At 70.4% G+C, this 25708-nt stretch carries 22 protein-coding genes; 12 read left to right on the forward strand and 10 right to left on the reverse strand.

From position 1 onward, the window contains the following. Positions 1-234: 234 nt before the first annotated feature. Together BIV24_RS03635 and BIV24_RS03640 are read right to left on the reverse strand one after the other, a co-directional pair. Positions 235-1275: a LacI family DNA-binding transcriptional regulator gene (locus BIV24_RS03635; protein ID WP_071364650.1), complete on the reverse strand. Its 1041-nt coding sequence runs from the start codon at positions 1273-1275 to the stop codon at positions 235-237. A gap of 494 nt (positions 1276-1769) precedes the next feature. Further along, positions 1770-2228 carry a hypothetical protein gene (locus tag BIV24_RS03640; RefSeq protein WP_071364651.1) on the reverse strand — a complete coding sequence of 153 codons (459 nt, stop codon included), beginning with the start codon at positions 2226-2228 and terminating at the stop codon, positions 1770-1772. 393 nt (positions 2229-2621) lie between these two features. On the opposite strand from BIV24_RS03640, the gene BIV24_RS03645 reads away from it, so the two are divergent. Next, on the forward strand, positions 2622-4571 hold the full coding sequence (locus BIV24_RS03645; protein WP_071364652.1) for an APC family permease: 1950 nt from the start codon (positions 2622-2624) through the stop codon (positions 4569-4571). A 48-nt stretch (positions 4572-4619) separates the two neighbouring features. Here the strand turns inward: BIV24_RS03645 and BIV24_RS03650 are convergent, their stop codons facing one another. Then, positions 4620-6119, reverse strand: a complete 1500-nt coding sequence (locus tag BIV24_RS03650; protein WP_079167979.1) for a HAMP domain-containing sensor histidine kinase — start codon at positions 6117-6119, stop codon at positions 4620-4622. 59 nt (positions 6120-6178) lie between these two features. Continuing rightward, positions 6179-6877 (reverse strand): response regulator transcription factor, encoded by a 699-nt coding sequence (locus tag BIV24_RS03655; protein ID WP_079167980.1) that lies wholly within the window; start codon positions 6875-6877, stop codon positions 6179-6181. A 648-nt stretch (positions 6878-7525) separates the two neighbouring features. Between BIV24_RS03655 and BIV24_RS03660 the strand changes: the two genes are divergently transcribed. The 4 genes from BIV24_RS03660 to BIV24_RS34145 all read left to right on the forward strand — a co-directional run bounded on the left by BIV24_RS03660 (position 7526) and on the right by BIV24_RS34145 (position 10002). Then, on the forward strand, positions 7526-8455 hold the full coding sequence (locus tag BIV24_RS03660) for a helix-turn-helix domain-containing protein (RefSeq protein WP_079167976.1): 930 nt from the start codon (positions 7526-7528) through the stop codon (positions 8453-8455). A 57-nt stretch (positions 8456-8512) separates the two neighbouring features. Then, the gene (locus BIV24_RS03665; RefSeq protein WP_071364654.1) at positions 8513-8848 is read left to right on the forward strand and encodes a YnfA family protein; all 336 of its coding nucleotides are present in this window, start codon (positions 8513-8515) and stop codon (positions 8846-8848) included. Between the two features lie 210 nt (positions 8849-9058). Continuing rightward, positions 9059-9835, forward strand: a complete 777-nt coding sequence (locus BIV24_RS03670) for an SDR family NAD(P)-dependent oxidoreductase (protein WP_071364655.1) — start codon at positions 9059-9061, stop codon at positions 9833-9835. Next, a complete protein-coding gene (locus tag BIV24_RS34145) occupies positions 9835-10002 on the forward strand; it encodes a hypothetical protein (RefSeq protein WP_177198614.1) in 168 nt (55 codons plus the stop codon). The genes BIV24_RS03670 and BIV24_RS34145 overlap by 1 nt, the downstream gene beginning before the upstream one ends. 70 nt (positions 10003-10072) lie before the next feature. On the opposite strand, the gene BIV24_RS03675 is transcribed toward BIV24_RS34145, so the two are convergent. Next, positions 10073-11266: an RtcB family protein gene (locus tag BIV24_RS03675; protein ID WP_071364656.1), complete on the reverse strand. Its 1194-nt coding sequence runs from the start codon at positions 11264-11266 to the stop codon at positions 10073-10075. 191 nt (positions 11267-11457) lie between these two features. Between BIV24_RS03675 and BIV24_RS03680 the strand changes: the two genes are divergently transcribed. The 3 genes from BIV24_RS03680 (at position 11458) to BIV24_RS03690 (ending at position 14860) form a co-directional block, all read left to right on the forward strand. Then, on the forward strand, positions 11458-12297 hold the full coding sequence (locus tag BIV24_RS03680) for a hypothetical protein (RefSeq protein ID WP_071364657.1): 840 nt from the start codon (positions 11458-11460) through the stop codon (positions 12295-12297). Positions 12298-12407: 110 nt separating this feature from the next. Then, positions 12408-13349: a DUF3558 family protein gene (locus BIV24_RS03685; RefSeq protein ID WP_071364658.1), complete on the forward strand. Its 942-nt coding sequence runs from the start codon at positions 12408-12410 to the stop codon at positions 13347-13349. Between the two features lie 146 nt (positions 13350-13495). Further along, a complete protein-coding gene (locus BIV24_RS03690; RefSeq protein WP_245766654.1) occupies positions 13496-14860 on the forward strand; it encodes a DUF2637 domain-containing protein in 1365 nt (454 codons plus the stop codon). Positions 14861-14937: 77 nt separating this feature from the next. Here BIV24_RS03690 and lysS read toward each other — a convergent pair whose 3' ends face one another. Then, the gene (lysS, locus tag BIV24_RS03695) at positions 14938-16680 is read right to left on the reverse strand and encodes a lysine--tRNA ligase (RefSeq protein ID WP_071364659.1); all 1743 of its coding nucleotides are present in this window, start codon (positions 16678-16680) and stop codon (positions 14938-14940) included. 262 nt (positions 16681-16942) lie between these two features. On the opposite strand from lysS, the gene argS reads away from it, so the two are divergent. Then, positions 16943-18703 carry an arginine--tRNA ligase gene (argS, locus tag BIV24_RS03700; protein ID WP_071364660.1) on the forward strand — a complete coding sequence of 587 codons (1761 nt, stop codon included), beginning with the start codon at positions 16943-16945 and terminating at the stop codon, positions 18701-18703. A 69-nt stretch (positions 18704-18772) separates the two neighbouring features. Here the strand turns inward: argS and BIV24_RS03705 are convergent, their stop codons facing one another. Both BIV24_RS03705 and hemB read right to left on the reverse strand, forming a co-directional pair. After that, a complete protein-coding gene (locus BIV24_RS03705; RefSeq protein WP_071364661.1) occupies positions 18773-19675 on the reverse strand; it encodes an SAM-dependent methyltransferase in 903 nt (300 codons plus the stop codon). 200 nt (positions 19676-19875) lie between these two features. Continuing rightward, complete coding sequence (gene hemB / locus BIV24_RS03710) at positions 19876-20868, reverse strand: porphobilinogen synthase (RefSeq protein WP_071364662.1); 993 nt, start codon at positions 20866-20868, stop codon at positions 19876-19878. A gap of 214 nt (positions 20869-21082) precedes the next feature. On the opposite strand from hemB, the gene BIV24_RS03715 reads away from it, so the two are divergent. Together BIV24_RS03715 and BIV24_RS03720 are read left to right on the forward strand one after the other, a co-directional pair. Continuing rightward, positions 21083-22639 carry an MFS transporter gene (locus BIV24_RS03715; protein WP_071364663.1) on the forward strand — a complete coding sequence of 519 codons (1557 nt, stop codon included), beginning with the start codon at positions 21083-21085 and terminating at the stop codon, positions 22637-22639. Beyond that, complete coding sequence (locus BIV24_RS03720; RefSeq protein WP_071364664.1) at positions 22636-23244, forward strand: acyl-CoA-like ligand-binding transcription factor; 609 nt, start codon at positions 22636-22638, stop codon at positions 23242-23244. Before BIV24_RS03715 ends, BIV24_RS03720 begins: the two co-directional genes overlap by 4 nt. 121 nt (positions 23245-23365) lie before the next feature. Here BIV24_RS03720 and BIV24_RS03725 read toward each other — a convergent pair whose 3' ends face one another. After that, positions 23366-23620: a hypothetical protein gene (locus tag BIV24_RS03725; RefSeq protein ID WP_071364665.1), complete on the reverse strand. Its 255-nt coding sequence runs from the start codon at positions 23618-23620 to the stop codon at positions 23366-23368. 90 nt (positions 23621-23710) lie between these two features. On the opposite strand from BIV24_RS03725, the gene BIV24_RS03730 reads away from it, so the two are divergent. Beyond that, positions 23711-24616 (forward strand): SAM-dependent methyltransferase, encoded by a 906-nt coding sequence (locus BIV24_RS03730; RefSeq protein WP_071364666.1) that lies wholly within the window; start codon positions 23711-23713, stop codon positions 24614-24616. 15 nt (positions 24617-24631) lie between these two features. On the opposite strand, the gene BIV24_RS03735 is transcribed toward BIV24_RS03730, so the two are convergent. Continuing rightward, positions 24632-25564: a phosphotransferase family protein gene (locus BIV24_RS03735; protein ID WP_071364667.1), complete on the reverse strand. Its 933-nt coding sequence runs from the start codon at positions 25562-25564 to the stop codon at positions 24632-24634. Positions 25565-25708 lie beyond the last annotated feature (144 nt).

A 25708-nucleotide genomic window follows, 5' to 3' on the forward strand; every position in this document is an offset into this window, starting at 1 on the left:
CCTCCCGCAGTGATGCGACGAAATCCTCGCGGGGAACCGCGCCGGGATCCGATGTCGCCTCGCGCCGCCTGCCCAACCACCTCACCAAGCCACCCCCACTGCCTCAGCCGGACGCCTGCCGAGTGGCCAGTATGCTCTACCCAATCGTTTGCGCCAATCGTTTGGGTAACGGCGCCCACTGGACTCGGCCGAAGCGGAACTGACGGGTGATCGGCGTGGTTTACGTTGTCTCGCTCACCGCAGACCGGGCCCGATCGGCGTGCCCGTGGAGGCCCGCACCACGAGATCGGGCCTGAGCACCTCCGAGGCGATGGGCTCGCCCGCGATACGGCGGAGCAGCAGCCGTACGGCGCGTCTGCCCTGCTCGGCCATCGGGGAGTGGACGCTGGTGAGCGGGACCGGCAGTTCGGCGGCGAGGGGGGTGTCGTTGAACCCGGCGAGCGCGAGGTCCTCCCCCAGCCGCAGGCCCAGGTCGCGGGCGGCGCCGATGGTGCCGATCGCCGCGAGATCGTTGACAGCGAAGATCGCGGTCGGCCGGTCGGACCCGCTCAGCAACTCGACGGCGGCCCGGTGCCCGCCGGCCGTGTCGAAGCGGCAGTGCCGCACCGAGTGGGCGGACAGGGGCAGGCCGGCCTCGCGGTAGCGGTCGGTGAAGCCGGTGGTGCGGTCGGTGCCGGTGCTGGCGAAGGGTTCACCGGCGATGACGGCCACCTGGCGGTGGCCCAGGGCCAGGAAGTGCTCGGCCACGAGTCGCCCGCCCAGGTGGTCGTCGCAGGTGACCGCCGGGTGACCGGTATCGGTGCGGCGGTTGACGAGCACGAAGGGCGTGCCGTCCAGGGCCGGGGCGGCCAGCGCGGCCCCGTCCAGGTGTGCGTCGCCGATGATGAGGCCGTCCACCCGGCGACCCAGGACCATTCCGATCCGCTCGCGCTGGGTGGTGGGGTCGTCGTGGGTGTTGGTGACGAAGGTGGAGAGCCCTCGCAGGGTCGCCTCCTCCTCCACACCCTCGTAAATAGTGGCCACCACGATCTCCGACAGCCGGGGGAAGAGCACCCCGACCAGGTTGCTGCGCCGGGTGCGCAGGCTGGTGGCGTGCGGGTTGGGCCGGTAGCCGAGTTCGTCGGCCAGCTCGCGGATCCGTCGCGCCGTCTCGCCCGACGCCGCGCGGCCCTGCTCCCCGGACGAGCCGTTGAGGACCCGGGAGACCGTCGAGACGTGCAGCCCGAGCTGTTCCGCGATCCCGCGCAGTGTCACCGGACCGCCGTCGCCCGCCATACCCGTCTCCCACCTCGCCGTTTTTGAACCGCCCCCATTCTCCCCAACGGCGCACCTCCACGGACCCGGAAGACAACTTCACCTGAGGTGCAGTACCAGGTCAGCGCCCTCCCGCTCCCCATCGCTCTACGGCTGGCGGGACTTGAGCCATCGGTAGCATGAGGCGGGGCACTACTCCGGCGGCGACCAGGGGCCGGAACGCAAGTCGGCGATGCTGCGCCGGTTGCGGTTCTCCGGCGGCCCTCCGGCGGCCTTTCCCAGCGCGTTCCAGCCGGACGGTGGCTGGTCGGGAGCAGGCACGCACCCGGCTAAGCGATCTCGAGGAGGGCCACGTCTCTATCTTTTCGGCGAGCCGGAACCCCGCCTCGCCGCCGCTGCCTGTCGGGTAACCCGAAGGCAAGACGGGGCATCAGCCGCAGAACCGCAGACGAGGGCCGACCCCGGTCAGGGCCGGCCCTCTGAGTGGTGGTGCGGCTACTTCGCCGTCACGGCGGTCACTTCACCGTCACCGCCACCGGCTGCGACACCACGTTCCCGACCCTGACCCTGAGTTGCTCCCGGCCCTTGTAAGGCAGCCGGGTGTCCAGGGTGTAGTTGCTGGCCTTGTTGATCGTGGCGTGGATGTCGGTGCTCATCGGCTCCCACTTGCCGCTGTAGTAGCGCTCGAGCACCACCGGGCTGCCTATCTCCAGGCCGTCGGTGCGTCCCGTGAGCGTCACCCTGTCGCCGACCCTCACCTCGGTCCTGTTGACCTTGGTGGTGATCGAGGCCGAGCGGTGGGGCACCTGCGGGTTCGGCTTGAGCGTCGCCTTCGGCTCCGCCATGCGCGTCGCCTTGGGGTTCGGGTTCGGCTCGGCGGCGAACGCGCCGGCCGTTCCGGCCGTCAGCAGTGCCGCGGACAGCGCACCGACGGCGAACACACGGGTGGAGCGGGTACGGAGTGAGGATTTCACGTTGGACTCCTGTACTAGGACAGTTCCCCCACTACGGACTCCCCCAGTGCGCGCACCATCGAGATTTGCACGTAACCGATTTGGCGGCGACCCGGATTTCACCTCATTGCCACGAAGTCATCAGACATATCGGTGACCGTCTGTGATCGAAGCAGGTGGGAGGAGCGGCCGTATGACCTAGTTATTACCTTCGTCTCAGATTCGCCCCGACAGCGCGAACGTCTGGGTGCGCCACGGCAGATGACCGTGCGCGCCCGGACCGCCCCGCGCCGCCGTGACACCGTCCACTCGTGTCCACAGGCTCCCTGGACCACGACTCCCTGCCTACGCTGGTAAGGCGGCCTTCTCGAAGGCCGGGCCGTTCGCAGAGCCGCATGCCAGGAGAGCACGCCTATGGCCGCCACCGAGCGCACCCGCCCGAACCGGTTGCGGGCGTGGATGCTGGAGGGCCTGTCCGACATGGGCGGCGCCCCCCAGGGTCCGCACGCCCCGCCCGAACCCCCGCACAAGGGCCAGCGCTGGTGGCGGGTGATGTGCCTGACCGGTGTCGACTACTTCTCCACCCTCGGCTACCAGCCCGGCATCGCCGCCCTCGCCGCCGGCCTGCTCTCCCCCTTGGCCACCATCGTCCTGGTCCTCGTCACCCTCGCCGGCGCCCTGCCCGTCTACCGCCGCGTCGCCAGGGAGAGCCCGCACGGCCAGGGCTCCATCGCCATGCTCGAACGCCTGCTCTCCTTCTGGAAGGGCAAGCTCTTCGTCCTGACCCTCCTCGGCTTCGCGGCCACCGACTTCCTGATCACCATCACCCTCTCCGCCGCCGACGCCTCCACCCACCTCATCGAAAACCCCCACCTCACCGGCACCCTCCACGGCCACCAGTTGCTCATCACCCTGCTTATGGTCGCCCTGCTCGGCGCGGTCTTCCTCAAAGGCTTCCTCGAAGCCATCGGCGTCGCCTTCGCCCTGGTCGCCGTCTACCTGGCCCTCAACGTCGTCGTCGTGGCCGTGGGCCTGTGGCATGTGCTCACCGCCGGCCATGTGATCACCGACTGGACCAGCGCCCTGAGCACCCAGCACGGCAACATCTTCGTCATGATCGGCTTCGCCCTGATCGTCTTCCCCAAGCTCGCCCTCGGCCTGTCCGGCTTCGAGACCGGGGTCGCCGTCATGCCGCATGTACGGGGTGACCCCGGTGACACCGAGGAGAAGCCCACGGGCCGGATCAGGGACACCAGAAAGCTGCTGACCACCGCCGCCGTCATCATGAGCGGCTTCCTGATCACCACCAGCTTCATCACCACCCTTCTCATCCCCGCACACGAGTTCAAGGCGGGCGGGCGGGCCAACGGACGGGCGCTGGCGTATCTGGCGCACGCATACCTCGGCAGTGGGTTCGGCACGGTCTACGACATCTCGACGATCGCCATCCTCTGGTTCGCCGGCGCCTCCGCCATGGCCGGGCTGCTCAACCTGATGCCCCGCTATCTGCCCCGCTACGGCATGGCCCCGCACTGGGCCCGAGCCGTACGCCCCATGGTCATCGTCTTCACCCTGATCGCCTTCCTGGTCACCTGGATCTTCGACGCCAGCGTCGACGCCCAGGGCGGCGCCTACGCCACCGGCGTCCTCGTGCTGATCAGCTCCGCCGCCATCGCGGTGACCGTCGCCGCACGCCGGGCCCGCCAGAAGGGCTGGACGATCGCCTTCGCCGTCATCGCCGCCGTGTTCCTCTACACCACCGTCGTCAATGTCATCGAACGGCCGGACGGCGTGAAGATCGGCGCCTGCTTCATCACCGGGATCATCCTCGTCTCGCTGCTGTCCCGGCTCGCCCGCTCCTTCGAGCTGCGGGTCACCAGCGTGACCCTGGACGGCATGGCGGAACGGTTCGTCCGTGACATCGCCAGCCGGAAGATACGGTTCATCGCCAACGAACCCCGCGGCCGCGACCTCGCCGAATACCGCGCCAAGATCGAGCAGATCCGCGCCGACGACGACGTCCCGCTGCAGGAGGACTTCGTCTTCGTGGAGGTCACGATCGGCGACCCCTCGGAGTTCGAGGCGGGACTGAGCGTGCGCGGCGAGGTCCTGCACGACCGCTATCGCGTGCTCACCCTGGAGTCGTCCTCCATCCCCAACGCACTCGCCGCCCTGCTGCTGCACGTCCGCGACACCACCGGCTGCACCCCGCACATCTACTTCACCTGGACCGAGGGCAACCCGTTCGCGAACTTCCTGCGCTTCTTCCTCTTCGGGCAGGGCGAGGTGGCCCCGGTGACGCGGGAGGTCCTGCGCGAGGCGGAGCCCGACCGCACCCGGCGGCCACGCGTCCACGTCGGCTGAGGACGCCCCTCTCGTCCAGGCCGTGCTACTGCCCCAGCTCCCGTCCGCTCACTCGCTCCCGGCCCTCGTCCCCCCACCGACCGTGAACCCGATGACCGCTCCGCCGCCCTCGCGCCGGTACGCGAACGGCGCGCCCCCGTGCGACGTCGCCACCTCCCGCACGATCGACAGACCGAGCCCCGAACCGGGCAGGCTCCTGGCGTCCGCGGCCCGGTAGAAGCGGTCGAAGACGCGCATGAGATCGCCCTCCGCGATGCCCGGCCCGCGGTCGAGGACCTCCACGCGCACGCTGCCCAGCGGCGGACCGGTGTCCGGCTCGTCGGAGTCCTCCAGCCGGGGCGGGTGCTCCGGGCCCGTGACGACGATCTCGACCGGCGCCTCGCCGTCGCGGTCGAACTTCGCCGCGTTCTCCAACAGGTTGGACACCGCCCGCTGCAAGGCCGAGGCGCGTCCGTCGACCGTGGTGTCGCCGGTGACGCGGACGACGATCCCGCGGCCCGTGCGCCGGCGCGCGATCGTCGCCGCGTCCTCGGCGACGTCGGCGAGCGTCAGCCGCTGCACCGGTTCCGTGTCGGACTGGCCGGCCGCCAGGGCGACCAGCTCGTTGACCAGGTCGGTCAGCTCGCGGGACTCCTGGGCGAGGTCGGCGACCAGTTCCTCACGGGCAGCGGGCGGCAGCTCGTCGATCCGGCGCAGCAGCGAGATGTTCGTACGCAGAGACGTCAGCGGCGTACGGAGTTCGTGGCCTGCGTCCTGCACCAGCCGACGCTGGTCCTCCTCCGAGCGGGCCAGCCGCCCCAGCATGCGGTCGAAGGAACGGCCGAGGCGGGCCACCTCGTCGTTCCCGGTGACCGGGACCTGGATGCCGAGCCGCCGGGTGCGCGCCACGTCCTCGGCGGCACCGGCCAGCCGCACCAGCCGCCCGGTGATCCTGCGTGCCAGCCACCAGCCGAACAGTCCGGCCGCCACCACCACCGCGCCCATCAGCAGGGCCGTGCGCTGCTGGAGGCTGCGCAGCAGGTCTTCGGTGCTGCTGAGTTCCTGGGCGACCTGCACCGCGCCGTTGCCGTGGCCGAGCCCGACAGTGGCCACCCGGTAGATGTCGCCGTTGACGTCGACGCTCTTGTGTTCCACCAGCTTGCCCGCCGTGACGGTGGCGGCGATGCGCCGGTCGTCGTCGCCGACGGGCAGGACCGGATGGGAGCGGCCGACGACCGTTCCGCCCGGGTCGAGCACCTGTACGACCGTGCGGCTGGGCCGGATGATCTCCTCGCGCGCGGAGTCGTGATCCTTGTCGGAGACGGCGAAGTCTTCCGGTGTCAGCCACTTCTGGCCGACCTGGGTCCGCAGGTCGGCGACGACCTGCGCGAACACGCTCTGCTGGTCCACGCGCACGAGGCGCGCGGCGGCGTCGTAGCTGAGGAAGCCGACGAGGACGGTGACGCCCGCGGCCACGGCCGCGAAGGACACGGTGAAGGTGGTCCGCAGCGATGAGATCCGCCGCAGCCGCGACCGCAGCCGCAGCCGGGCGCGCAGCCCGCGCGGCAGCCGCCGCCACAGACGCAACCAGATCCCGGCATCGGTGGCCGGACCGAGCGCAGGAGGCACTAGTCCTCCCTCAGCACATACCCCACGCCGCGCACCGTGTGGATGAGCGCCGGGGCCCCCGGCTCGTCGAGCTTGCGCCGCAGGTAGCCCACGTAGACGGCGAGGTTCTTGGAGCCGGGGCCGAAGTCGTACCCCCAGATGCGGTCGTAGATCGTGGCGTGGTCGAGGACGATGCCGGCATTGCGGGCGAGCAGTTCCAGCAGGTCGAACTCGGTCCGGGTGAGTTCCAGCTCGCGCTCGCCGCGCCAGGCCCGGCGCGCCTGGACGTCCATGCGCAGCGCGGCGACGCACACCTGGCCGGTGGGGATCTTCTCCTCTTCCTTGGGCGCCTCGGGGGCGGAGCCGTTGGTGCGCCGCAGCAGGGCCCTCAGCCGGGCGAAGACCTCCTCGACGTCGAACGGCTTCACCACGTAGTCGTCGGCGCCCGCGTCCAGGCCCGCGATCCGGTCGGCCGTCTCCACCAGTGCGGTGAGCATCAGGATCGGGGTGCGGTCGCCCTCGGCGCGCAGCACACGGCACACCTGGAGGCCGTCGATGCCGGGCATCATCACATCGAGAACGAGCACGTCGGGCTGGGTGCGATGGGCCTGGGCGAGCGCCTCCACCCCGTCGGCCACGGCGGTCACCGCGTAACCCTCCAGCGTCAGCGCGCGTTCCAGGGCATGGCGGATGGCGCGGTCGTCCTCGGCGAGCAGCACGGTCTGGGTCACCCCACCAGTCTGCCAAGGCCGCAGGGGTGCTCCACCGGGCGAGTCGAGCTGCGGACGGGCTTCTTACCCGCCTCTCACCGCTCAGAACGCGGCGACTTACCTGGTCGGGCCAGGGTGTCGGCTATGTCACACCACAGCGGTCCCCGCCCGGGGGCCGCGCCGGAGAGCCATCGAGGCGGGGCCGGGACGGAGCGGTCGCGGGCACCGGCCGACGGGTTGGGGCTCGTCGCCGGATGGTACCGATCGCCCTCCCGCCCCGCCGATTCCCCGCAGGGCGCGTGACGGCTGCGTGGACGCCCGAAGGACGCCCATGAACAGGTGACGTACGACCGGGGCCGCGCCGCGCAGGCGGCGGGAGGTCCCACCTCCACAGGCCACCCGGCCCGCCGTCCCAGGGCGCGGCCGGGTGACGGAGGCCGCCTGGCCGGTCCTGGAACCCCCCGGGGTTCCGTCCGCGCGGGAGGGGTGGGCCGGAGCGGTACGACGGTGGCGGCCCACCCCTCCCTCACGCTTTACGCACGGGGTCGCACCGGACCGCCCGGCCCGCCCCACGGCTTGCGCGAACCCGACGCGGGACGACCGGGGCGGGCGCAGCACGCCGCCTCCGTTGTCGGTGCTCGCTCGTACGATCCGTCCATGGCTGCCCCACGCCGTGACACACGAGGCATCGTCGACGCCGCGGGACTCTTCTCACACGTCGCCTTCCGGCGATACGAGCCGGCCGAGCCCCTGCGCCCCTATCTGGAGCACTACTGGCTGATGGACTGGGACCTGCCGCAACCGCACGCGTCCCATGTCGTCCCGCACCCGTCGGTGAACATCGTCTTCCAGCGCTACTACGACCAGCCGCCCTTCGGCGAGGTCGCGGGCATCGGCCTGAAGCTGTCCACACGGAAGCTGGAGGGCTGCGGCCGGGTGTGCGGGATCCAGTTCCGCCCGGGCGGCTTCCGTCCCTTCGCCCCCGACCGCCCGGTGGCGGACTGGACGGACCGCCACGTCCCCCTGCCCGAGGTGTACCCGGACACGGACCCGGCGGCGGTCCTCACCCCCGGCGACGATCGCGCCCGCGTGGCCGCCCTGGACGCGTTCCTGCTGAGCCTCGCCCCCCGCCCGGACCCGCGGGCCGATCTCGCGACGGCCCTCGTCGACCGCATCCGCACCGATCGCACGATCCGCCGCGTCGCCGACTTCGCACGGGCGGAGGGCATGTCCGTGCGCCTCATGCAGCGCCTGTTCGCCGCGTATGTGGGGGTGGGCCCGAAGTGGGTCATTCTGCGCTACCGCATCCACGAGGTGCTGGAGCGCGCGGAGACCGAGCGGGCCGTGGACTGGGCGGGCCTGGCGGCGGACCTCGGCTACGCCGACCAGGCCCATCTGGTGCGGGACTTCACGGCGGCGGTGGGGGTACCGCCGACGGCGTACGCGCCCTCCTGGGCCCCGGCAGGCAACGTTTGCCCCATCGCGACGCCCGGCACGCTCCCCCAAGCTCTTCGAGCAGGGGGTACCCCCACTCGCCGCACCGGCCGAAAACCCCGCACGCCGTGGCAGACGCCGCCGGGCAGGTGAGGGGCCACGGTGGCGGCCCCCTCGGGCGCGCCGGGAACGGCATGCAAGGGTGGCCGCATGCTGATCCTGCGCTCCGCCGCCCTCTTCGTCGTCGCCGCGCTGTTCGAGATCGGCGGCGCCTGGCTGGTGTGGCAGGGCGTGCGCGAACACCGCGGCTGGGTGTGGGCCGGCGCGGGCGTGATGGCCCTCGGCGTCTACGGCTTCGTGGCCACTCTTCAGCCGGACGCGCACTTCGGCCGCATCCTCGCCGCGTACGGCGGCGTCTTCGTGGCCGGCTCGCTGGCCTGGGGCATGGTGGCGGACGGCTACCGCCCCGACCGCTGGGACGTGACCGGCGCGCTGGTCTGCCTCGCCGGGATGGCCGTCATCATGTGGGCGCCGCGGGGGCACTGACGGTTCGCAGCCCTTCGGACATCGACCGGCCACGCCTACGGCACTCCGCCGGACCCCCGGTCCGGGCGCCTATCCTGGGGCGGACGTCGCTCGCGAACCCGTAGGGGCACCCCGCGCGAACGACCCCGTACCGACACCCCCATACCGACGACCCCGTACCGACCGATCCGTGTGCCCGTCCGCACGAGCCTGCCGTCCGAGGAGCAGCCCATGACCGCCGCCGCACCCTCCGCCGCCTCCCGCATCGCCGTCGTCACCGGCGCGAGCAGCGGAATCGGTGCCGCAACGGCCCGCCGGCTCGCCGCCGAGGGCTACCGCGTCGTCCTCACCGCCCGCCGCAAGGACCGCATCGAGGCGCTCGCGGAGGAACTGAACGCCGCGGGCCACTCGGCGACGTCGTACGCGCTGGACGTCACCGAGCGCGGGGCGGTCGACCAGTTCGCGACCGCCTTCCAGACCATCGGCGTCCTGGTCAACAACGCGGGCGGCGCGCTCGGCGCGGACCCGGTCGCGACCGGCGACCCCGACGACTGGCGCCGGATGTACGAGACGAACGTCCTTGGCACCCTGAACGTCACCCAGGCCCTGCTGCCCGCGCTGACGGCGAGCGGCGACGGCACGGTGGTGGTGGTCTCCTCCACCGCGGGCTTCGCCACGTACGAGGGCGGCGCGGGCTATGTCGCCGCCAAGCACGCCGAGCACGTCCTCGCCGAGACCCTCCGCCTGGAGATCGTCGGCACCCCCGTCCGGGTGATCGAGATCGCCCCCGGCATGGTGAAGACGGACGAGTTCGCGCTGACCCGCTTCGACGGTGACACGGAGAAGGCGGCGAAGGTGTACGAGGGCGTCGCCGAGCCCCTGACCGCGGAGGACGTGGCCGACACGATCGGCTGGGCGATCACCCGTCCCAGCCACGTCAACATCGACCTCATGGTGGTCCGCCCGCGCGCCCAGGCATCGAACACCAAGGTCCACCGCGAGAAGTGATGACGCAGCCGACCCCGGAGGACGAGCCCGAGCCGTCCGCGGAACAGCAGGGCCTGTCCCTGGAGAAGAAGCGCGAGCGCTACGTCTGGTACTACCTCGCGTACTTCCTCTTCGGCATCCATGTCGTGGCGTTCGTGATGATCTACGCGGTGAGGCACGCGAAGTGACCACCACGGGTGGACGGGCGAGCGGCCGGGCATAGCGAGACCCCCGGTTTCCGGCCGGGGGTCTGGTGCGTCAGCCCTTCACGCAGACGACCTGCTTCAGCTTCGCCACGACCTCGACGAGGTCGCGCTGCTGGTCGATGACCTGCTCGATCGGCTTGTACGCGCTCGGGATCTCGTCCACGACACCGGAGTCCTTACGGCACTCCACGCCCCGTGTCTGGTCCTCCAGGTCCTTCGCCGTGAAGCGGCGCTTCGCGGCGTTGCGGCTCATGCGCCGGCCCGCGCCGTGCGACGCCGAGTTGAACGCCTTCTCGTTGCCGAGGCCCTTCACGATGTACGAACCCGTGCCCATGGAGCCCGGGATGATGCCGTACTCGCCGGAACCGGCCCGGATCGCGCCCTTACGGGTCACGAGCAGGTCCATGCCTTCGTACCGCTCCTCCGCCACGTAGTTGTGGTGGCAGGAGATCTCCGGCTCGAACGTCGGCTTCGCCTTCTTGAACTCCTTGCGGACCACGTCCTTCAGGAGCGCCATCATCAGCGTGCGGTTGTGCTTGGCGTACTCCTGCGCCCAGTACAGGTCGTTGCGGTACGCCGCCATCTGCGGGGTGTCTGCCACGAAGACGGCGAGGTCGCGGTCGATCAGGCCCTGGTTGTGCGGGAGCTTCTGGGCCACGCCGATGTGGTATTCGGCCAGTTCCTTGCCGATGTTCCGGGAACCGGAGTGCAGCATCAGCCAGACGGTGCCGGTCGTGTCCGTGCAGACCTCGATGAAGTGGTTCCCCGAGCCGAGCGTCCCCATCTGCTTGGTCGCACGTTCCTCGCGGAACTTCACGGCCTCGGCGACCCCGTCGAACCGCCCCCAGAAGTCGTCCCACCCGGATGTCGCCAGCCCGTGGAACCGCCCCGGGTCGACGGGGCTGTCATGCATCCCGCGTCCCACCGGAATCGCCTGCTCGATCTTCGACCGCAGCCGCGACAGGTCCCCGGGAAGGTCGTTCACCGTGAGCGAGGTCCTGACCGCGGACATCCCGCAGCCGATGTCCACACCGACCGCCGCCGGACACACCGCGTCCCGCATCGCGATGACCGATCCGACCGTCGCCCCCTTGCCGTAGTGAACGTCCGGCATGACCGCGAGGCCCTTGATCCACGGCAGCGTCGCCACGTTCTGCAGCTGCTGCATCGCGGCGCCCTCGACCGCCGCCGGGTCCGTCCACATCCGGATCGGAACCTTCGCCCCCGGCATCTCTACATACGACATATCGCCTCAATCCCCCAGGAAAACAACACAAGTCTCAAAGCACAAATACCGGAGTCAAGGTCGACGTAAAGGACAACGGACCGGCGTCCACGGCAGTGCGTGCGATACACATTGTCTCCAGGGGCCCGCCCCGCGCGGCAACCGAATAACCAGCGGACACAGCCCGCAGAACCGTCGAGAGGAGCCTCACCGTGCAGCGGAAGGCGTACGTACCGGGCGCCGTCATGCTCCTCACGGCACTGCTGGCGGCCTGCACCGGCGGGTCCGGCGGTGACGACACGGCGGACGGCTCCAGGTCCGCCGACTCCACCACGAGCGCGACCGCCGCCCAGCCCGGCAAGTACCACACCCTCACCGACGCGTGCAGCGCCGTGAGCCACGGCATGCTCGACTCGCTCATGCCCGGAATCAAGCAGATAGCCGACCGGGCACAGCGCGACAGGGCCTACGAAGGTGAGGCCGACCTCACCTACAACAACGACCGGCGCTCCGGCTGCCGCTGGAAGGCCGAGTCGGCCGACACCACGGCCCATCTGCACCTCGACCTCGAGCGGGTGGTGTCGTACGACAACACGGTCAGCGACGACAACCGCGCCCGTGAGGTCTTCGCCGACAAGGCGAAGTCCGCGAACATCCCGCTGCCCAGCTCCAGTTCGAGCTCCGGCTCCAGCTCCGGTCCCGGCTCCACCCCTCCGGACGGCAGCGGCAACAACAGCAGCAGCAGCGCCGACGCCACCGCCATGCCTTCCGGCTCCCCGTCCGCCCCCGCCTCCGGGAGCCCGTCCGCCACCGACACCCCGACGGACCTCCAGCCCCGCGCCCTCGACGACCTCGGCGACGAGGCGTTCCTGAACGACCAGCAGGGCACCGGCCGGCAGCACACCGTGACTGTGGTGTTTCGCACGTCCAACGTGATCGTGACCCTCGAGTACGACGAGCAGCCGCCCCCCGCCAAAACCGCACCGAGCAGCCAGGACATGCAGGACAGGGCACAGAAACTGGCCCAGCGGCTGGCCGGTTCACTCGGCTGACGCACCCCTGCGCACCACCCCACCCGGAACACCGAACCTCGCGACGCACGCGTCACCACCACGTACGGTGGCCCCTCGGACCCGATCCGACCGCACGATCCACGAGCGTCATGAGTGAAGGAACCATGCACCGACCTGCACAGCGAGACATGGGGATACCTCCCACGCCCTTCAGGCAGTGGGGGAGAGACCAGCACGACCAGGGCGAGCGGCAGCCGGGCCGACGGGGCCCGCGCCTTCGCCGCCTCCTCGTCTGCGCGGCCGCCGTCCCGGCAGTGCTCGTCGCCGCCGGCTGCTCCTCCGACTCCGGCTCCGACTCCGGGTCCGGCTCCGGCGGCGACGCCAAGCAGAAGGCGACCTCGAGCTCTCAGCCCACGCAGAGCGCCTCGGCGAACACCGTGCAGCCGGCCGCGTACGCGACACTGCCCGAGCCCTGCTCCGTCCTGTCCGCCAAGACCCTGGGCGACCTCGTACCTAAGGCGGCGAAGTCCGGTAAGAAGGGCAAGTCGAGCGAGGCGGGCACGCGATCGAGTTGCTCGTGGAACAGCCTGCAGAACAACGGCGTCAAGGGCTCGCAGTTCCGCTGGCTCAATGTCTCCCTGCTGCGTTTCGACTCGGACGCCACGCGCGGCGAGGGCAACAAGCTCGCGCACGAGTACTACACCAAGCAGGTGCAGGACGCGAAGTCCGTCCAGGGCGCGAGCAACACCGCGTCGGAGCCGGTCTCGGGGACCGGCGACGAGGCGACGACGGTGCGCTACGTCCTGGACAAGAAGGAAGGCACCTTCAGGCAGCAGACGGTCGTGGCACGCGTGGAAAACGTCGTCGTCACCCTCGACTACAACGGTGCGGGCCTGGCGGGCGACAAGACGCCGGACGTCGGCGACCTGACGGCGGCCGCCGAGAAGGCCGCCAAGGAGACGGTGTCGGCGGTCTCGGCAGCGAACAAGGGCGGCGGCAAGGCGAGCGACGCCCCGGCGCAGAAGGCGTCGAAGAACGCCTCCCCGTCGAAGGGGGCGTCCTCGTCCGCGTCGGAGTCAGGAAAGAACTGACCGAGCCTAATTCATGGCGACACCAGGGCAGTTGACGGAAGCCCGGTCCCGTACGGACCGGGCTTCCGTCACTCCGGCCACTCGTTCACCGCACGTGTGTGCCACCCTGTTGCGCGCAACAACACGCACTGGAAGGGGATTCAGAGGTGGCCGCGCCACTGCAGCTGACACGGATACACCGGGTTCTGATCGGCGTGGTCGTCACCGGCGCTGTCATCATCGCCGGGATCGGCTTCGCGGGTTCGTACGCGGCCGTCCGCGAGCTGGCCGTCAAGAAGGGCTTCGGGACCTTCAGTTACGTCTTCCCGATCGGCATCGACGCCGGCATCTGCGTGCTGCTGGGCCTGGACCTGCTGCTGACCTGGATCCGCATCCCCTTCCCCCTCCTGCGTCAGACGGCGTGGCTGCTGACGGCGGCGACGATCGCGTTCAACGGCGCGGCGGCCTGGCCGGACCCGCTGGGCGTGGGCATGCACGCGGTGATCCCGGTCCTGTTCGTGGTCGCGGTCGAAGCGGCCCGCCATGCGATCGGCCGGATCGCGGACATCACGGCCGACAAGCACATGGAGGGCGTCCGCCTGACCCGCTGGCTGCTCTCCCCGGTGCCCACCTTCCTTCTCTGGCGCCGTATGAAGCTGTGGGAGCTGCGTTCCTACGAGCAGGTGATCAAGCTGGAGCAGGAACGTCTCGTCTACCAGGCACGGCTGCGTTCCCGCTTCGGCCGGGCCTGGCGGCGCAAGGCCCCGGTGGAGTCGCTGATGCCGCTGAGGCTCGCGCGGTACGGCGTCCCGCTCGCGGAGACGGCCTCGGCGGGCCTGGCGGCGGCGGGCATCGAACCGGCCCTGATACCGCCGGCGCCCCAGCTGGAGGTGGCCGTGGGCGCCCCGGCCGAAGCGGGACCACAGAAGGCGGCGACACCCGATGAGCAGCGCCCCCAGCTGGAGCGCAACCCGGCCCCCGGGCAACCCCAGGACCTTCCGGCCCCCGAGGCCGTGCCGTCCCCGGAGCTGAACCCCTGGTTCAAGCCGCCGCAGCAGGTCGAGTACCACGGCGGCTACGACCCGGCGTACGAACCGGAGCCTTCCTACGACCTCGAGGAAGAGCACTGGCAGTGGTACGAGGAGCAGCAGTTCCAGCAGGAGCAGGAGGTCCAGGAAGAGCAGGGGTTCCAGGACGAGCAGCACCAGGGCCGGCAGCAGGACGGCCCGGAGCAGCCGCAGGAGCCCTCCGCCCAGGAGCCCTCCGCGGAGGAGACCGGTAGCTTCCCCATTCCGTCGGGCCCGAACCGCACCCGCCGGCTCGGCGAGGGCGGCGGCACGGAACCGGGCGAGGAGGACTACTACCAGGTCTTCCGCCGGTCGATCAACGGCAGCCTGCCCACGCCCCGTGAGTTCAGCGACAGCGTCGAGGCGACGTACAACATCTCCCTCGGCGACACCGCCGCCAAGCGCATGGTGAACCGCTTCTCCAATCGCTTCAACGCGGAGCTGGAAGAGGACCACATCGCATAACCACAGGGAAGTACCAGGGAAGTACGGCGCGGGGCGCCCGGCGAACACCGGGCGCCCCTTGTCGTACTCGAGCGGTTCTACTCCCCGAGCAGGGCCCGCACCCGGTCCTGCCCCACCGCGAGCAGCAGCGTAGGCAGCCGCGGCCCGGTGTCGCGGCCGACGAGCAGGTGGTAGAGGAGCGCGAAGAACGTCCGCTGGGCGGTCTTGATCTCCGGCGGCAGCTCCTTGGGGGTGGCATCGGCGGAGAAACCGGCCTGGACCTTGGGCACCCCGTACACGAGGTGGGTGAGCCCGTCCAGGGACCAGTTCTTCTCCAGCCCGTCGAGCAGCAGCCGCAGCGACTGCTTGGCCTGCTCGTCAAGGGACTTCAGCAGCTCGGCGTCGGGCTCGCCACGGACAATGGTGCGCTGGTCGGCCGGGACGTAGGTGTTGATCCAAGCCTCGGCCTTGTCGTAGCGCGGCCGTGCCTCGTCGAGCGCGGTGAGCGGGTTCGCCGGGTCGAGGTCCGACAGGATGCGCAGGGCCTGGTCCTGGTGGCCGGCGGTGATGTCGGCGACGGACGCGAGCGTGCGGTACGGCAGCGGGCGGGCCGTCTTCGCCAGCTCACCGGCGGCGCTGCCGACGGCACGGGTGTACGCCGCCATGTCACCCGGCAGGGCGGAACCGTCGGCGACCTTCGCGGCCAGCTTGTCCCACTCGTCGTAGAGCCGCTGGATCTCCTGGTCGAAGGCGATCTTGAAGGACTGGTTGGGCTTGCGGCGGGCGTAGAGCCAGCGCAGCAACTGGGGCTCCATGATCCGCAGGGCGTCGGCCGGGGTCGGGACCCCGCCCTTGCTGCTGGACATCTTGGCCATGCCGCTGATGCCCACGAACGCGTACATGGGCCCGATGGGCTGCTTGCCGCCGAAGATCCCGACGATCTGGCCGCCGACCTGGAAGCTGGAGCCCGGCGAGGAGTGGTCGACGCCGGAGGGCTCGAAGACGACACCCTCGTAGGCCCAGCGCATGGGCCAGTCGACCTTCCACACGAGCTTGCCGCGGTTGAACTCGCTCAGCCGGACGGTCTCGGAGAAGCCGCAGGCCGAGCACGAGTACGTCAACTCGGTGGTGTCGTCCTCGTACGCGGTGACGGTGGTGAGGTCCTTGCCGCACCCGCCGCAGTAGGGCTTGTACGGGAAGTACCCGGCGGACCCGGCGCTGCCGTCGTCCTCGGCGGCGGCACCGGAGCCCTCGGCGGCCTCCAGCTCGGCCTCGTCGACGGGCTTCTGCTGCTTCTTGGCGGCGGCCTTGGGCTTGGTCCGGTACTGCGCGAGGATCGCGTCGATCTCGCCCCGGTGCTTCATCGCGAACAGGACCTGCTCGCGGTAGGCACCGGAGGTGTACTGCGCGGTCTGGCTGATGCCGTCGTACTCGACGCCCAGCTCGGCGAGCGACTCGATCATCGCGGCCTTGAAGTGCTCGGCCCAGTTGGCGTGGGCGGAGCCCTTCGGGGCGGGCACGGAGGTCAGCGGCTTGCCGATGTGCTCGGCCCAGGACTCGTCGATCCCCGCGACGCCCGCCGGCACCTTCCGGTACCGGTCGTAGTCGTCCCAGGAGATCAGGTGCCGGACCTGGTACCCGCGCCTCCGGATCTCGTCGGCGACGAGGTGGGGCGTCATGACCTCGCGCAGGTTCCCCAGATGGATGGGCCCGGACGGGGAGAGCCCGGACGCGACGACGACCGGTTTGCCCGGGGCCCGGCGCTCCGACTCTTCGATGACCTCATCCGCGAAACGGGAGACCCAGTCGGTGGTCTCGGTGCTCTGAGCCACGATCGGCACGTCCTCTTTGTCTGGAAGTTCCTCACACCCAGCCGGCATGGTCACACGGCTGACCCGCTCCATTGTCCCTGTCTCGACCACATCCACGAAAACCACTTTTCAAGCCCCACCTGAAACAGGCAGGGCAGCGCCCGGGCGCAGGCGTGGCGGACCTCGAAATCCCGATCGCCCGTGTCGGAGACCGCAGCCGGAAAAACCCCTTTACCCCCGTGGGATACTGGCCACGTCTATCCGTACGCACGAGGAGAACGGCTCCCACCTCATGGCCTCGGTCACGTCCCTCACCGCCTCCGTCCACCAGCGCCTCGCGACCGCCCTCTCGGCCACTCTGCCGGAGGCCGACGCGGACCCGCTGCTGCGACGAAGCGACCGGGCCGACTTCCAGGCCAACGGGATCCTGGCGCTCGCGAAGAAAGCGAAGGCGAACCCCCGGGAGCTGGCGACCCAGGTCGTGGACAAGGTCGTCACCGGTGGCGTGATCAAGGACATCGAGGTCTCCGGCCCCGGCTTCCTCAACATCACGGTCACCGACCGGGCGATCACCGAGAACCTCGCCGCCCGCGCCGCCGACCCCGAGGGCCGCCTGGGCGTGCCGTACGCCGAGACGCCGGGCACCACGGTCATCGACTACGCCCAGCCGAACGTGGCGAAGGAGATGCACGTCGGGCATCTGCGCTCCGCGGTGATCGGCGACTCGGTCGTCCAGCTCCTGGAGTTCACCGGCGAGACCGTGGTCCGCCGCCACCACATCGGCGACTGGGGCACCCAGTTCGGCATGCTCATCCAGTACCTGGACGAGCACCCGCACGAGCTGGACCACAAGGCCGGCCAGGTCACCGGCGAGGAGGCGATGTCGAACCTCGACCGCCTCTACAAGGCCGCGCGCAGGAAGTTCGACGCCGACGAGGAGTTCAAGACGCGCGCCCGGCGCCGGGTGGTCGACCTCCAGGCCGGTGACCCGCACACCCTCGCCATGTGGCAGAAGTTCGTGGACGAGTCGAAGATCTACTTCTACTCCGTCTTCGAGAAGCTCGACATGGAGATCCGGGACCCCGACATCGTCGGCGAGTCGGGCTACAACGACATGCTCGCCGAGACCTGCCGCCTGCTGGAGGAGTCCGGCGTGGCGGTCCGCTCGGAGGGCGCGCTGTGCGTCTTCTTCGACGACATCAAGGGCCCCGACGGCAACCCGGTCCCGCTGATCGTGCAGAAGTCGGACGGTGGCTACGGCTACGCGGCCACGGACCTCTCCGCGATCCGCGACCGCGTCTTCAACCACAAGGCGAACGCCCTCCTGTACGTCGTGGACGCCCGCCAGTCGCTGCACTTCAAGATGGTCTTCGAGACCGCGCGGCGGGCCGGCTGGCTGAACGACGGCGTGAAGGCGATCCAGCTCGCCTTCGGCACGGTCCTCGGCAAGGACGGCAAGCCGTTCAAGACGCGTGAGGGCGAGACGGTCCGGCTGGTCGACCTCCTCGACGAGGCGATCGAGCGCGCCTCTGCCGTCGTACGGGAGAAGGCGCAGGACCTGTCCGAGGGAGAGATCACCGAGCGCGGCACCCAGGTGGGCATCGGCGCGGTGAAGTACGCGGACCTGTCGACGTCGGCGAGCCGCGACTACAAGTTCGACCTGGACCAGATGGTGTCGCTGAACGGCGACACGAGCGTGTACCTCCAGTACGCGTACGCCCGTATCCAGTCCATCCTCCGCAAGGCCGGCGACGTACGCCCGGCCGCGCACCCGGAGCTGGCGCTGAGCGAGGCGGAGCGGGCGCTGGGTCTGCACATGGACCAGTTCGCGGAGACGGTGGCGGAGGCCGCGGCGGAGTACGCCCCGCACAAGCTGGCCGGGTACCTCTACCAGCTGGCGTCCTTCTACACCTCCTTCTACGACAAGTGCCCGGTGCTGAAGGCCGAGACGCCCGAGCAGGTCGAGAACCGCCTCTTCCTGTGCGACGTCACCGCCCGCACTCTGCACCAGGGCATGGCGCTGCTGGGCATCAGGACGCCCGAGCGGCTCTGAGGCGCTTTCGGGCCGTCATCGCCGACAGCGGTGGCGGCCCGGCGCAGGACCCTGAGTGGTTCGGGGCCGTCAGGGCTTGCGCGCGATCGCCGCGTAGACACTGATGTCGGCGTCCGTGACGTCGTTGATGTCGTGGTACTTGATCCGGTCGATGAACTCCAGGGACGCGAGGCGCTCGGGGTCCGGCGCCGGGAGCACGGGCGCCGCGCCGTCGGGCCGCCAGCGGTGGACGGGAACCACGCCCGGTTCGGCGGGAGTCAGCCCGTTGCCGGTGAAGAACCGCTCCACCTTCTCGCGTGACCGGAGCACGAAGGTCAGCCCGCTCTTCTGGAACGACCGCGCCACCTTGGCGGTCTCCTCAGGGTTGAGGTCGTCGGCCAGGTGGCTCAGGACGAGCCAGCTTCCCGGGGGCAGCGCGTCCAGCACCTCCTGGACGACGCCGTAAGCGGTTTCGTCCTCGATGAAGTGCAGCACCGCCACCATGCACAGCACGACGGGCCGGTCGAAGTCGAGCGTCCGGGCCGCCTCGCGCAGGATGTGCGCCGGGTTCTTCAGGTCGGCGTCGATGTAGTCGGTGCGCCCCTCGGGGCCGCTGGTGAGCAGGGTGCGCGCGTGCGCGAGCACGATCGGGTCGTTGTCGACGTACACCACCCTCGAATCGGAGGCGATGCGCTGGGCGATCTGGTGGGCGTTCTCCGCGGTGGGAAGGCCGGCGCCGATGTCCAGGAACTGGCGGATGCCCTCTTCCTTGACGAGCGTGGTGACCGCGCGGCGCAGGAAGTCCCGGTTGTGCCGGGCGGTGAGGAAGCCGCGGGGGTGGTTGGCCATGGCCGCGGCGGCCGCCTGCCGGTCGACCGGGTAGTGGTCCTTGCCGCCGAGGAGGACGTCGTAGACCCGGGCCGGGTGGGGCTTGGTGGTGTCGATCCTTTTGCTCACCTCGGCGGAGTCGTGGCTGAGGGCATCACCGGGCATGAGGCGTCTCCCTGAGAGGTGCGACTGATGGTCAACAACGTAACTCTCAGGGCGACTTGATGGTGCCCGCTGCGGCGAACCGGGGCCACTCGGAAGATGGTCGGCCGCTCCCGGCGCTGACGGGTTCGCCAGCACGGTCGGGGCGGACGCGACGAGGGCCCCTCCAGGTGACTGAAGGGGCCCTGCGGCGAAGGCGCGGCTCAGCCCAGCTTCTGCGCCGCCTCGACGGCCCAGTAGGTGAGGATGTTGCGGGCGCCGGCCCGCTTGATGCCGGTCAGGGTCTCCATGATCGCCCGGTCCCGGTCGATCCAGCCCTTCTCGGCGGCAGCCTCGACCATCGAGTACTCGCCGGAGATCTGGTAGGCGGCGACGGGCACGTCCACGGCGTCGGCGACACGGGCGAGGATGTCGAGATAGGGACCGGCCGGCTTCACCATCACCATGTCGGCGCCCTCCTCCAGGTCGAGGGCCAGCTCCCGCAGCGATTCGCGCAGGTTGGCGGGGTCCTGCTGGTAGGTCTTGCGGTCGCCCTGCAGCGAGGAACCGACGGCCTCCCGGAAGGGCCCGTAGAAGGCGGAGGAGTACTTGGCGGTGTAGGCGAGGACGGCGACATCCTCGCGCCCGATCTGGTCCAGCGCATCGCGGATGACGCCGATCTGACCGTCCATCATCCCGCTGGGACCCACGACGTGCGCCCCCGCGTCGGCCTGCACCTGCGCCATCTCGGCGTACCGCTCCAGCGTGGCGTCGTTGTCGACCCGGCCGTCGGCGTCGAGCACACCGCAGTGACCGTGGTCGGTGAACTCGTCCAGGCACAGGTCGGACATGACGAGCAGTTCGTCCCCGACCTCGGCGCGCACATCGCGCAGCGCGACCTGGAGAATCCCGTCGGGATCGGTCCCCGCGGTCCCGAGGGCGTCCTTCTTCGACTCCTCCGGCACGCCGAACAGCATGATCCCGGAGATCCCGGCCTCCACGGCCTCCAGCGCGGCCTTCTTCAGGCTGTCGCGGGTGTGCTGCACAACGCCGGGCATGGCCGCGATCGGCACGGGCTCGCTGACGCCCTCCCGCACGAAGGCGGGAAGGATGAAGTCGGCCGGATGGAGCCGGGTCTCGGCGACCATGCGGCGCATGGCGGGCGTCGTACGCAGCCGCCGGGGACGGGCACCGGGGAAGGATCCGTACTTCGTCATGCCACCTACGCTACGCCCGCGACAAGGGTCCTTTTGCCGACGCGGCGTCGGGCCGGACCCCGCCTTTTTCCACCCCCGCGACCCTCGCCCTCCCCGCCCCCTGCGTCGCAGGGCGCCCCTCGAACCCAGCAAATCGAGAGACGACTATTTATTGACAGTGGACTCCCATTTGGCGGTAATCTCTCATCAGATTGCTTCCTCTTGGAGGGTCCATATGTCCGCACCTGCCCTTTCCCGGTCGCCCCGCCGCTGGCTCGCCCTCGCCGCCCTCACCCTGAGCGTGCTGATCGTCGGCCTCGACGGAACCGTCATCAACGTCGCCCTGCCGACCATCGCGGGCGAACTCCACGCCGACAGCTCGCAGTTGCAGTGGATCGGCGGCGGCTATCTGCTGACCCTGTCGGTGGCGATGCTCCCGGTCGGCCTGCTCGGCGACCGCTACGGCCACAAGCGGTTACTGCTGGCCGGCATCACCCTCTTCGGCCTCGCGTCGCTCGGCGGCACGCTCGCCTCCTCACCCGGGGCGGTCATCGCGGCCCGGGCCGTCCTCGGCCTCGGCGCCGCCGCGATCATGCCGCTGTCCATGGCACTGCTGCCACGCATCTTCAGCAAGGAGGAGACGCCGAAGGCCATCGCCGTCTGGACCGCCGCCACTGCGCTCGGCATGCCCGTCGGCCCGCTGGTCGGCGGCTGGCTGCTCGACCACTTCTGGTGGGGCTCCGTCTTCCTGTTCAACGCGCCCGTCGCCGTGCTGGCCCTGGCCGCCGGGCTGTGGCTGCTGCCGCGCGACACGAACCGCCCACGCACCGCCGCCTTCGATGCCCTCGGCACCGTCCTCGGCGGCCTCGGCATCACCGCGCTCGTGTACGGCACGATCCTCATCCCGCAGGACGGCTGGACCGGCCCGGGCGTCATCGTCTCGCTCGCCGCAGCACTCGTACTCCTGATCGCCTTCGTGCTGCGCGAGCGCCGTCACGCGCACCCGATCGTCGACCTGCGGCTGTTCGCGGACCGCCGCTTCCTCTGGGGCACGCTGATCGCCGTCTTCGTCAACTTCGCGGTGATGGGCATCCTGTTCGTGCTCCCGCAGTACCTGCAGTCCGTGCTCGGCCACGACTCCTTCGGCACCGGCATCCGCGTCCTGCCCCTGATCGGCGGCCTGATGGCATCGGCCGCGGCGAGCGAGTCCCTGGTCCCGCGGTTCGGCGCCCGCACCGTCGTACCGCTCGGCCTGCTGGCGCTCGCAACCGGCGTCCTGCTCGGCGCGGCCACGGACGCCTCGGACGGCTACGGCGTCACGGCGCTGTGGCTCTCCCTCACCGGCCTCGGCTTCGGTCTCGCGGTGGTGCCGGCGACCAGCCTGGTGATGGGGGCGCTGCCCGCCGACCGCCCCGGGTCGGGCACCAGCCTCCTGGAGACCGTCCAGCAGCTCGGCGCCGTCCTCGGCATCGCCGGCCTCGGCAGCCTGCTCGGCTACGGCTACCTGGCCCGCATCCACACCGACGGCCTGCCGGCCCAGGCGGCACACGCGGCCCGCGACTCGGTCGCGGGCGCCGACGCGGTGGCACTGCAACTGCACGACGCGGCCCTCGCGGCCTCGGCGCACGAGGCCTTCGTCCACGGGATGAACCTGGTCCTGATGGCATGCGGGGTGATCGCCCTGCTCGGCGCGGGCCTGGCCGCGCTCTTCCTCCCCGGCCGGTCCAGCCGGTCCACTACCTCCCCGACGGTGGCCGAGGCGGCCCCGGAGCACGGAGAATTTGTCGCATGACGACCCACGAGACCTCCGCCGCACCCCTCGGCCTGCGGGAGCGCAAGAAGCAGAAGACCCGCGAGCGCATCCGGCGCGAGGCCTACCGCCTCTTCGCCGAGCACGGGTACGAGGCGACCACGGTCGACCAGATCGCGGAGGCGGCGGAGGTCTCGCCGAGCACGTTCTTCCGGTACTTCCCCACGAAGGAAGACGTGGTCATGCAGGACGAGTACGACCCCGCACTCGCCGAGGCGCTGCGGGCCCGCCCCGCCGACGAGCCGATCGTGGAAGCGATCCTCAACTCCCTGCGGGGCCCCATGGGCGAGATGCTGCAACAGGACCGCGACGAACTGCTCCTGCGCACCCGCATCTCCTTCACGGACCCCGCGATCCGGGCCCGCCAGGTGGCCGAGCAGCAGCGCAGCGAGGAAGGCATCGCCGCGAGCATCGCCGAGCGCACCGGCCGCAGCACGACCGACCTGGACGTCAAGTGCGCGGCCGCCGCCATCGTCGCCGTGTTCACCACCCTCGTGCGGCACTGGGTGGAGGGCGACGGCAAGGAGGACCTGGCAGCCCTGTACGAACGGCATCTGCCGCTGCTGTCGCGCGGTCTGGACTTCTAGTGCCCCGACAGGCGGAGGTCGGCGTCGATCTTCTTGACCTGGGAGGCGTTCGACCTGCCGGCGGAAGCGGTGCGACAGGTGACGGACTCGACCGCTCCCGCGGCGGGCTGAATCGGAGGCTCTAGCCCGCCCACTCCCGCAACAGCCGCTCCCGCTCCGCCCCCGGAGGCGACCCCCCTTCCCACGCACGGCCCCACTCCGACATCGCCGCCGGCGTCGTGGTCATCGTCGCGGCGCCCTCCGTGAGGCGGGACAGGAGGGCGCGGGAGAGGTCGACCTCCGGCTTGCAACGCACCGCGCCGGACGCCACGGGCTGATCCAGGAAGACCGAAGAGACGCTCCCAGTGCCCCAAGAGCCCAAGAACCCGAGAGTCATGGACGAGCACCATCAAGTGCTCCTGAAAGTTAGGTTGTTGGCCAGCACATTGGTTGCCGTTCGAATGACCGATCCCCCAGGGAGACTCCCATGCCCGGCGATGCGCTCAGCCACGACCCGGCCGAGCTGAGCAAGCGGATCGACACCGCCAAGGCCCATCCGGCACGCGTCTACGACGTCTTCCTCGGGGGCAAGGACAACTACCCGGTGGACCGCGCCGCGGCCGCCGCCGCGCTCGCCGCCAATCCGCGCGGGTACCTCGACGTCCGCCACAACCGCGATTTCCTGCGCCGCGCGGTGACCCGGCTGGCGAAGGAGGACGGCATCCGCCAGTTCCTCGACATCGGCACCGGATTGCCGACCGCGGAGAACGTCCACCAGATCGCCCAGCGCATCACCCCCGACGCGAGGGTCGTCTACGTCGACAACGACCCCGTCGTCCTGGCGCACGCCCGCGCTCTGCTCGTCAGCGGCCCCGAGGGCCGCACGGACTACCTCGACGCCGACTTCAAGAACCCGGCGCAGATCCTCGAACACGCCGCCAAGACCCTCGACTTCGGCCAGCCCGTCGCGCTCGTGCTGGTGGCGATCCTGCACTTCGTCGAGGACGAGGAGGCGTACCCGATCGTGCGCGACCTGGTGGACGCGCTGCCGTCCGGCAGCCGGGTCGTCCTCAGCCATCTCACCGAGGACCTCAACCCGGAGAGCATTCGCGCGGTCCAACGCACCTACACCGAGCGCGGCTTCACCTTCGTGCTGCGCTCCCGGGACGAGGTCGCCCGGTTCTTCACCGAGCCCCCCGGCCTGACACTGGACGAGCCGGGCGTCGTCCCGGTCCACCACTGGCAGCAGGACAGTGCGGCGCCCGCCCCGGAAGCTGTGGACCCGGCCTTCCTCGCCACCCTCGACGACATCGAAAAGGTCCGCTACCGCGACATCAACGACGTCACCGACGCCGACATCAACGTGTACGCGGCCATCGGCCGCAAGGCATAGCCGCCGCGGGCGCCGCTACCCATCCGTGCCGAACCACATCTCGGCAAGCGCGTCGAGGCGTGGTTCGGCCGGGGCCGGCAGTTCCCGCAGGTACCAGGGCAGGTTGCTGTACACGTGCAGCAGCGTGTACGCGAGAAGCTGGTCGGGGTCGTGCGGGGCGCGCCCGTAGGCCTCGTAGAAGCGGCCGAACTGACGCGGGTCGGCGCGGGTGACGAACAGGCCGACGCCCACGAAGTCGTACGCCGGGTCGCCGATCATCGCCGGTTCGAAGTCGAACAGCCCGGTCAGCCGACGGCCGTCGCCCAGCTCGACGGTCAGGTGCTCGCGCATGAACTCCGTATGTAAAAGGGCGAGTTCGATGGACGCGGGGAGGGTCACGGAGTCCAGGAATTCGGGGATCCGGCTCAGCCAGGGCTCGGTCAGACCGGCGGCCTGGTGGCGCTCGAACACACCGGCCCGCTGGCGGCGCAGGAACCCGTCCCAGTCCGACGGGCCCACGACGTCCGCCAGTTGCTTGTGGTCCATCGCGTGCAGCGCGGCCAACGCCTCGGCCGCCTCCGTCACGATCCGGTCCCGCTCGGCCTCCGTGAGCCGCGGCCAGGCCTCGGCAAGGCTCAGGCCGGACAGCCGGGACATCAGCACGAACCGCCAGCCGTTCACGTACTCGTCCGCCGCATACACCCGGGGTGTGGGCACCGGCAGTCGACCCCACAGATGGGCCAGCACCCGCGCTTCTCGGACGGCCTCGGCCACCTCGAACCCCGGATACAGCTTCAGGACCAGATCACCCCCGAGCGCGTACACCGGCAGGGAACCGTCGTCGAAACGCCGCAACGACAAGCCGCTGAGCCCCAGTCGGGCGACCAGATCCTCGACGGCCGGACGCAGCACCGCCTCGTCCGAGATCACCGCTCTCAGCTCGTCGTCCGTGTCCACGTTCGGCAACATGGGCGCATGCTAGGCCCGTTGGCGGCCCCCTGTATTGCGAACGGATCACACCGGCCGTGGCGGCCTGCGCGGCCCGAACCCACCCGATACGCGGCGGCACGGCCGGCTCGGCGGGAACTTCCTCCGCCATGCACGGAAGGGCGC

It is taken from the genome of Streptomyces colonosanans, from assembly GCF_001866645.1.
GTDB classification, from domain to species: domain Bacteria; phylum Actinomycetota; class Actinomycetes; order Streptomycetales; family Streptomycetaceae; genus Streptomyces; species Streptomyces colonosanans.

Bases quoted from the DNA above. Each gene is read 5' to 3' on its own strand.
- hemB (WP_071364662.1), bottom strand. From the start codon at position 20,868: ATGACGAAGTACGGATCCTTCCCCGGTGCCCGTCCCCGGCGGCTGCGT.
- BIV24_RS03705 (WP_071364661.1), bottom strand. From the start codon at position 19,675: ATGCCCGGTGATGCCCTCAGCCACGACTCCGCCGAGGTGAGCAAAAGG.
- BIV24_RS03720 (WP_071364664.1), top strand. From the start codon at position 22,636: ATGACGACCCACGAGACCTCCGCCGCACCCCTCGGCCTGCGGGAGCGC.
- BIV24_RS03685 (WP_071364658.1), top strand. From the start codon at position 12,408: ATGAGTGAAGGAACCATGCACCGACCTGCACAGCGAGACATGGGGATA.
- argS (WP_071364660.1), top strand. From the start codon at position 16,943: ATGGCCTCGGTCACGTCCCTCACCGCCTCCGTCCACCAGCGCCTCGCG.
- BIV24_RS03635 (WP_071364650.1), bottom strand. From the start codon at position 1,275: ATGGCGGGCGACGGCGGTCCGGTGACACTGCGCGGGATCGCGGAACAG.
- BIV24_RS03670 (WP_071364655.1), top strand. From the start codon at position 9,059: ATGACCGCCGCCGCACCCTCCGCCGCCTCCCGCATCGCCGTCGTCACC.
- BIV24_RS03675 (WP_071364656.1), bottom strand. From the start codon at position 11,266: ATGTCGTATGTAGAGATGCCGGGGGCGAAGGTTCCGATCCGGATGTGG.
- BIV24_RS34145 (WP_177198614.1), top strand. From the start codon at position 9,835: ATGACGCAGCCGACCCCGGAGGACGAGCCCGAGCCGTCCGCGGAACAG.
- BIV24_RS03715 (WP_071364663.1), top strand. From the start codon at position 21,083: ATGTCCGCACCTGCCCTTTCCCGGTCGCCCCGCCGCTGGCTCGCCCTC.
- BIV24_RS03660 (WP_079167976.1), top strand. From the start codon at position 7,526: ATGGCTGCCCCACGCCGTGACACACGAGGCATCGTCGACGCCGCGGGA.
- BIV24_RS03645 (WP_071364652.1), top strand. From the start codon at position 2,622: ATGGCCGCCACCGAGCGCACCCGCCCGAACCGGTTGCGGGCGTGGATG.
- BIV24_RS03665 (WP_071364654.1), top strand. From the start codon at position 8,513: ATGCTGATCCTGCGCTCCGCCGCCCTCTTCGTCGTCGCCGCGCTGTTC.
- BIV24_RS03725 (WP_071364665.1), bottom strand. From the start codon at position 23,620: ATGACTCTCGGGTTCTTGGGCTCTTGGGGCACTGGGAGCGTCTCTTCG.
- BIV24_RS03730 (WP_071364666.1), top strand. From the start codon at position 23,711: ATGCCCGGCGATGCGCTCAGCCACGACCCGGCCGAGCTGAGCAAGCGG.
- BIV24_RS03735 (WP_071364667.1), bottom strand. From the start codon at position 25,564: ATGTTGCCGAACGTGGACACGGACGACGAGCTGAGAGCGGTGATCTCG.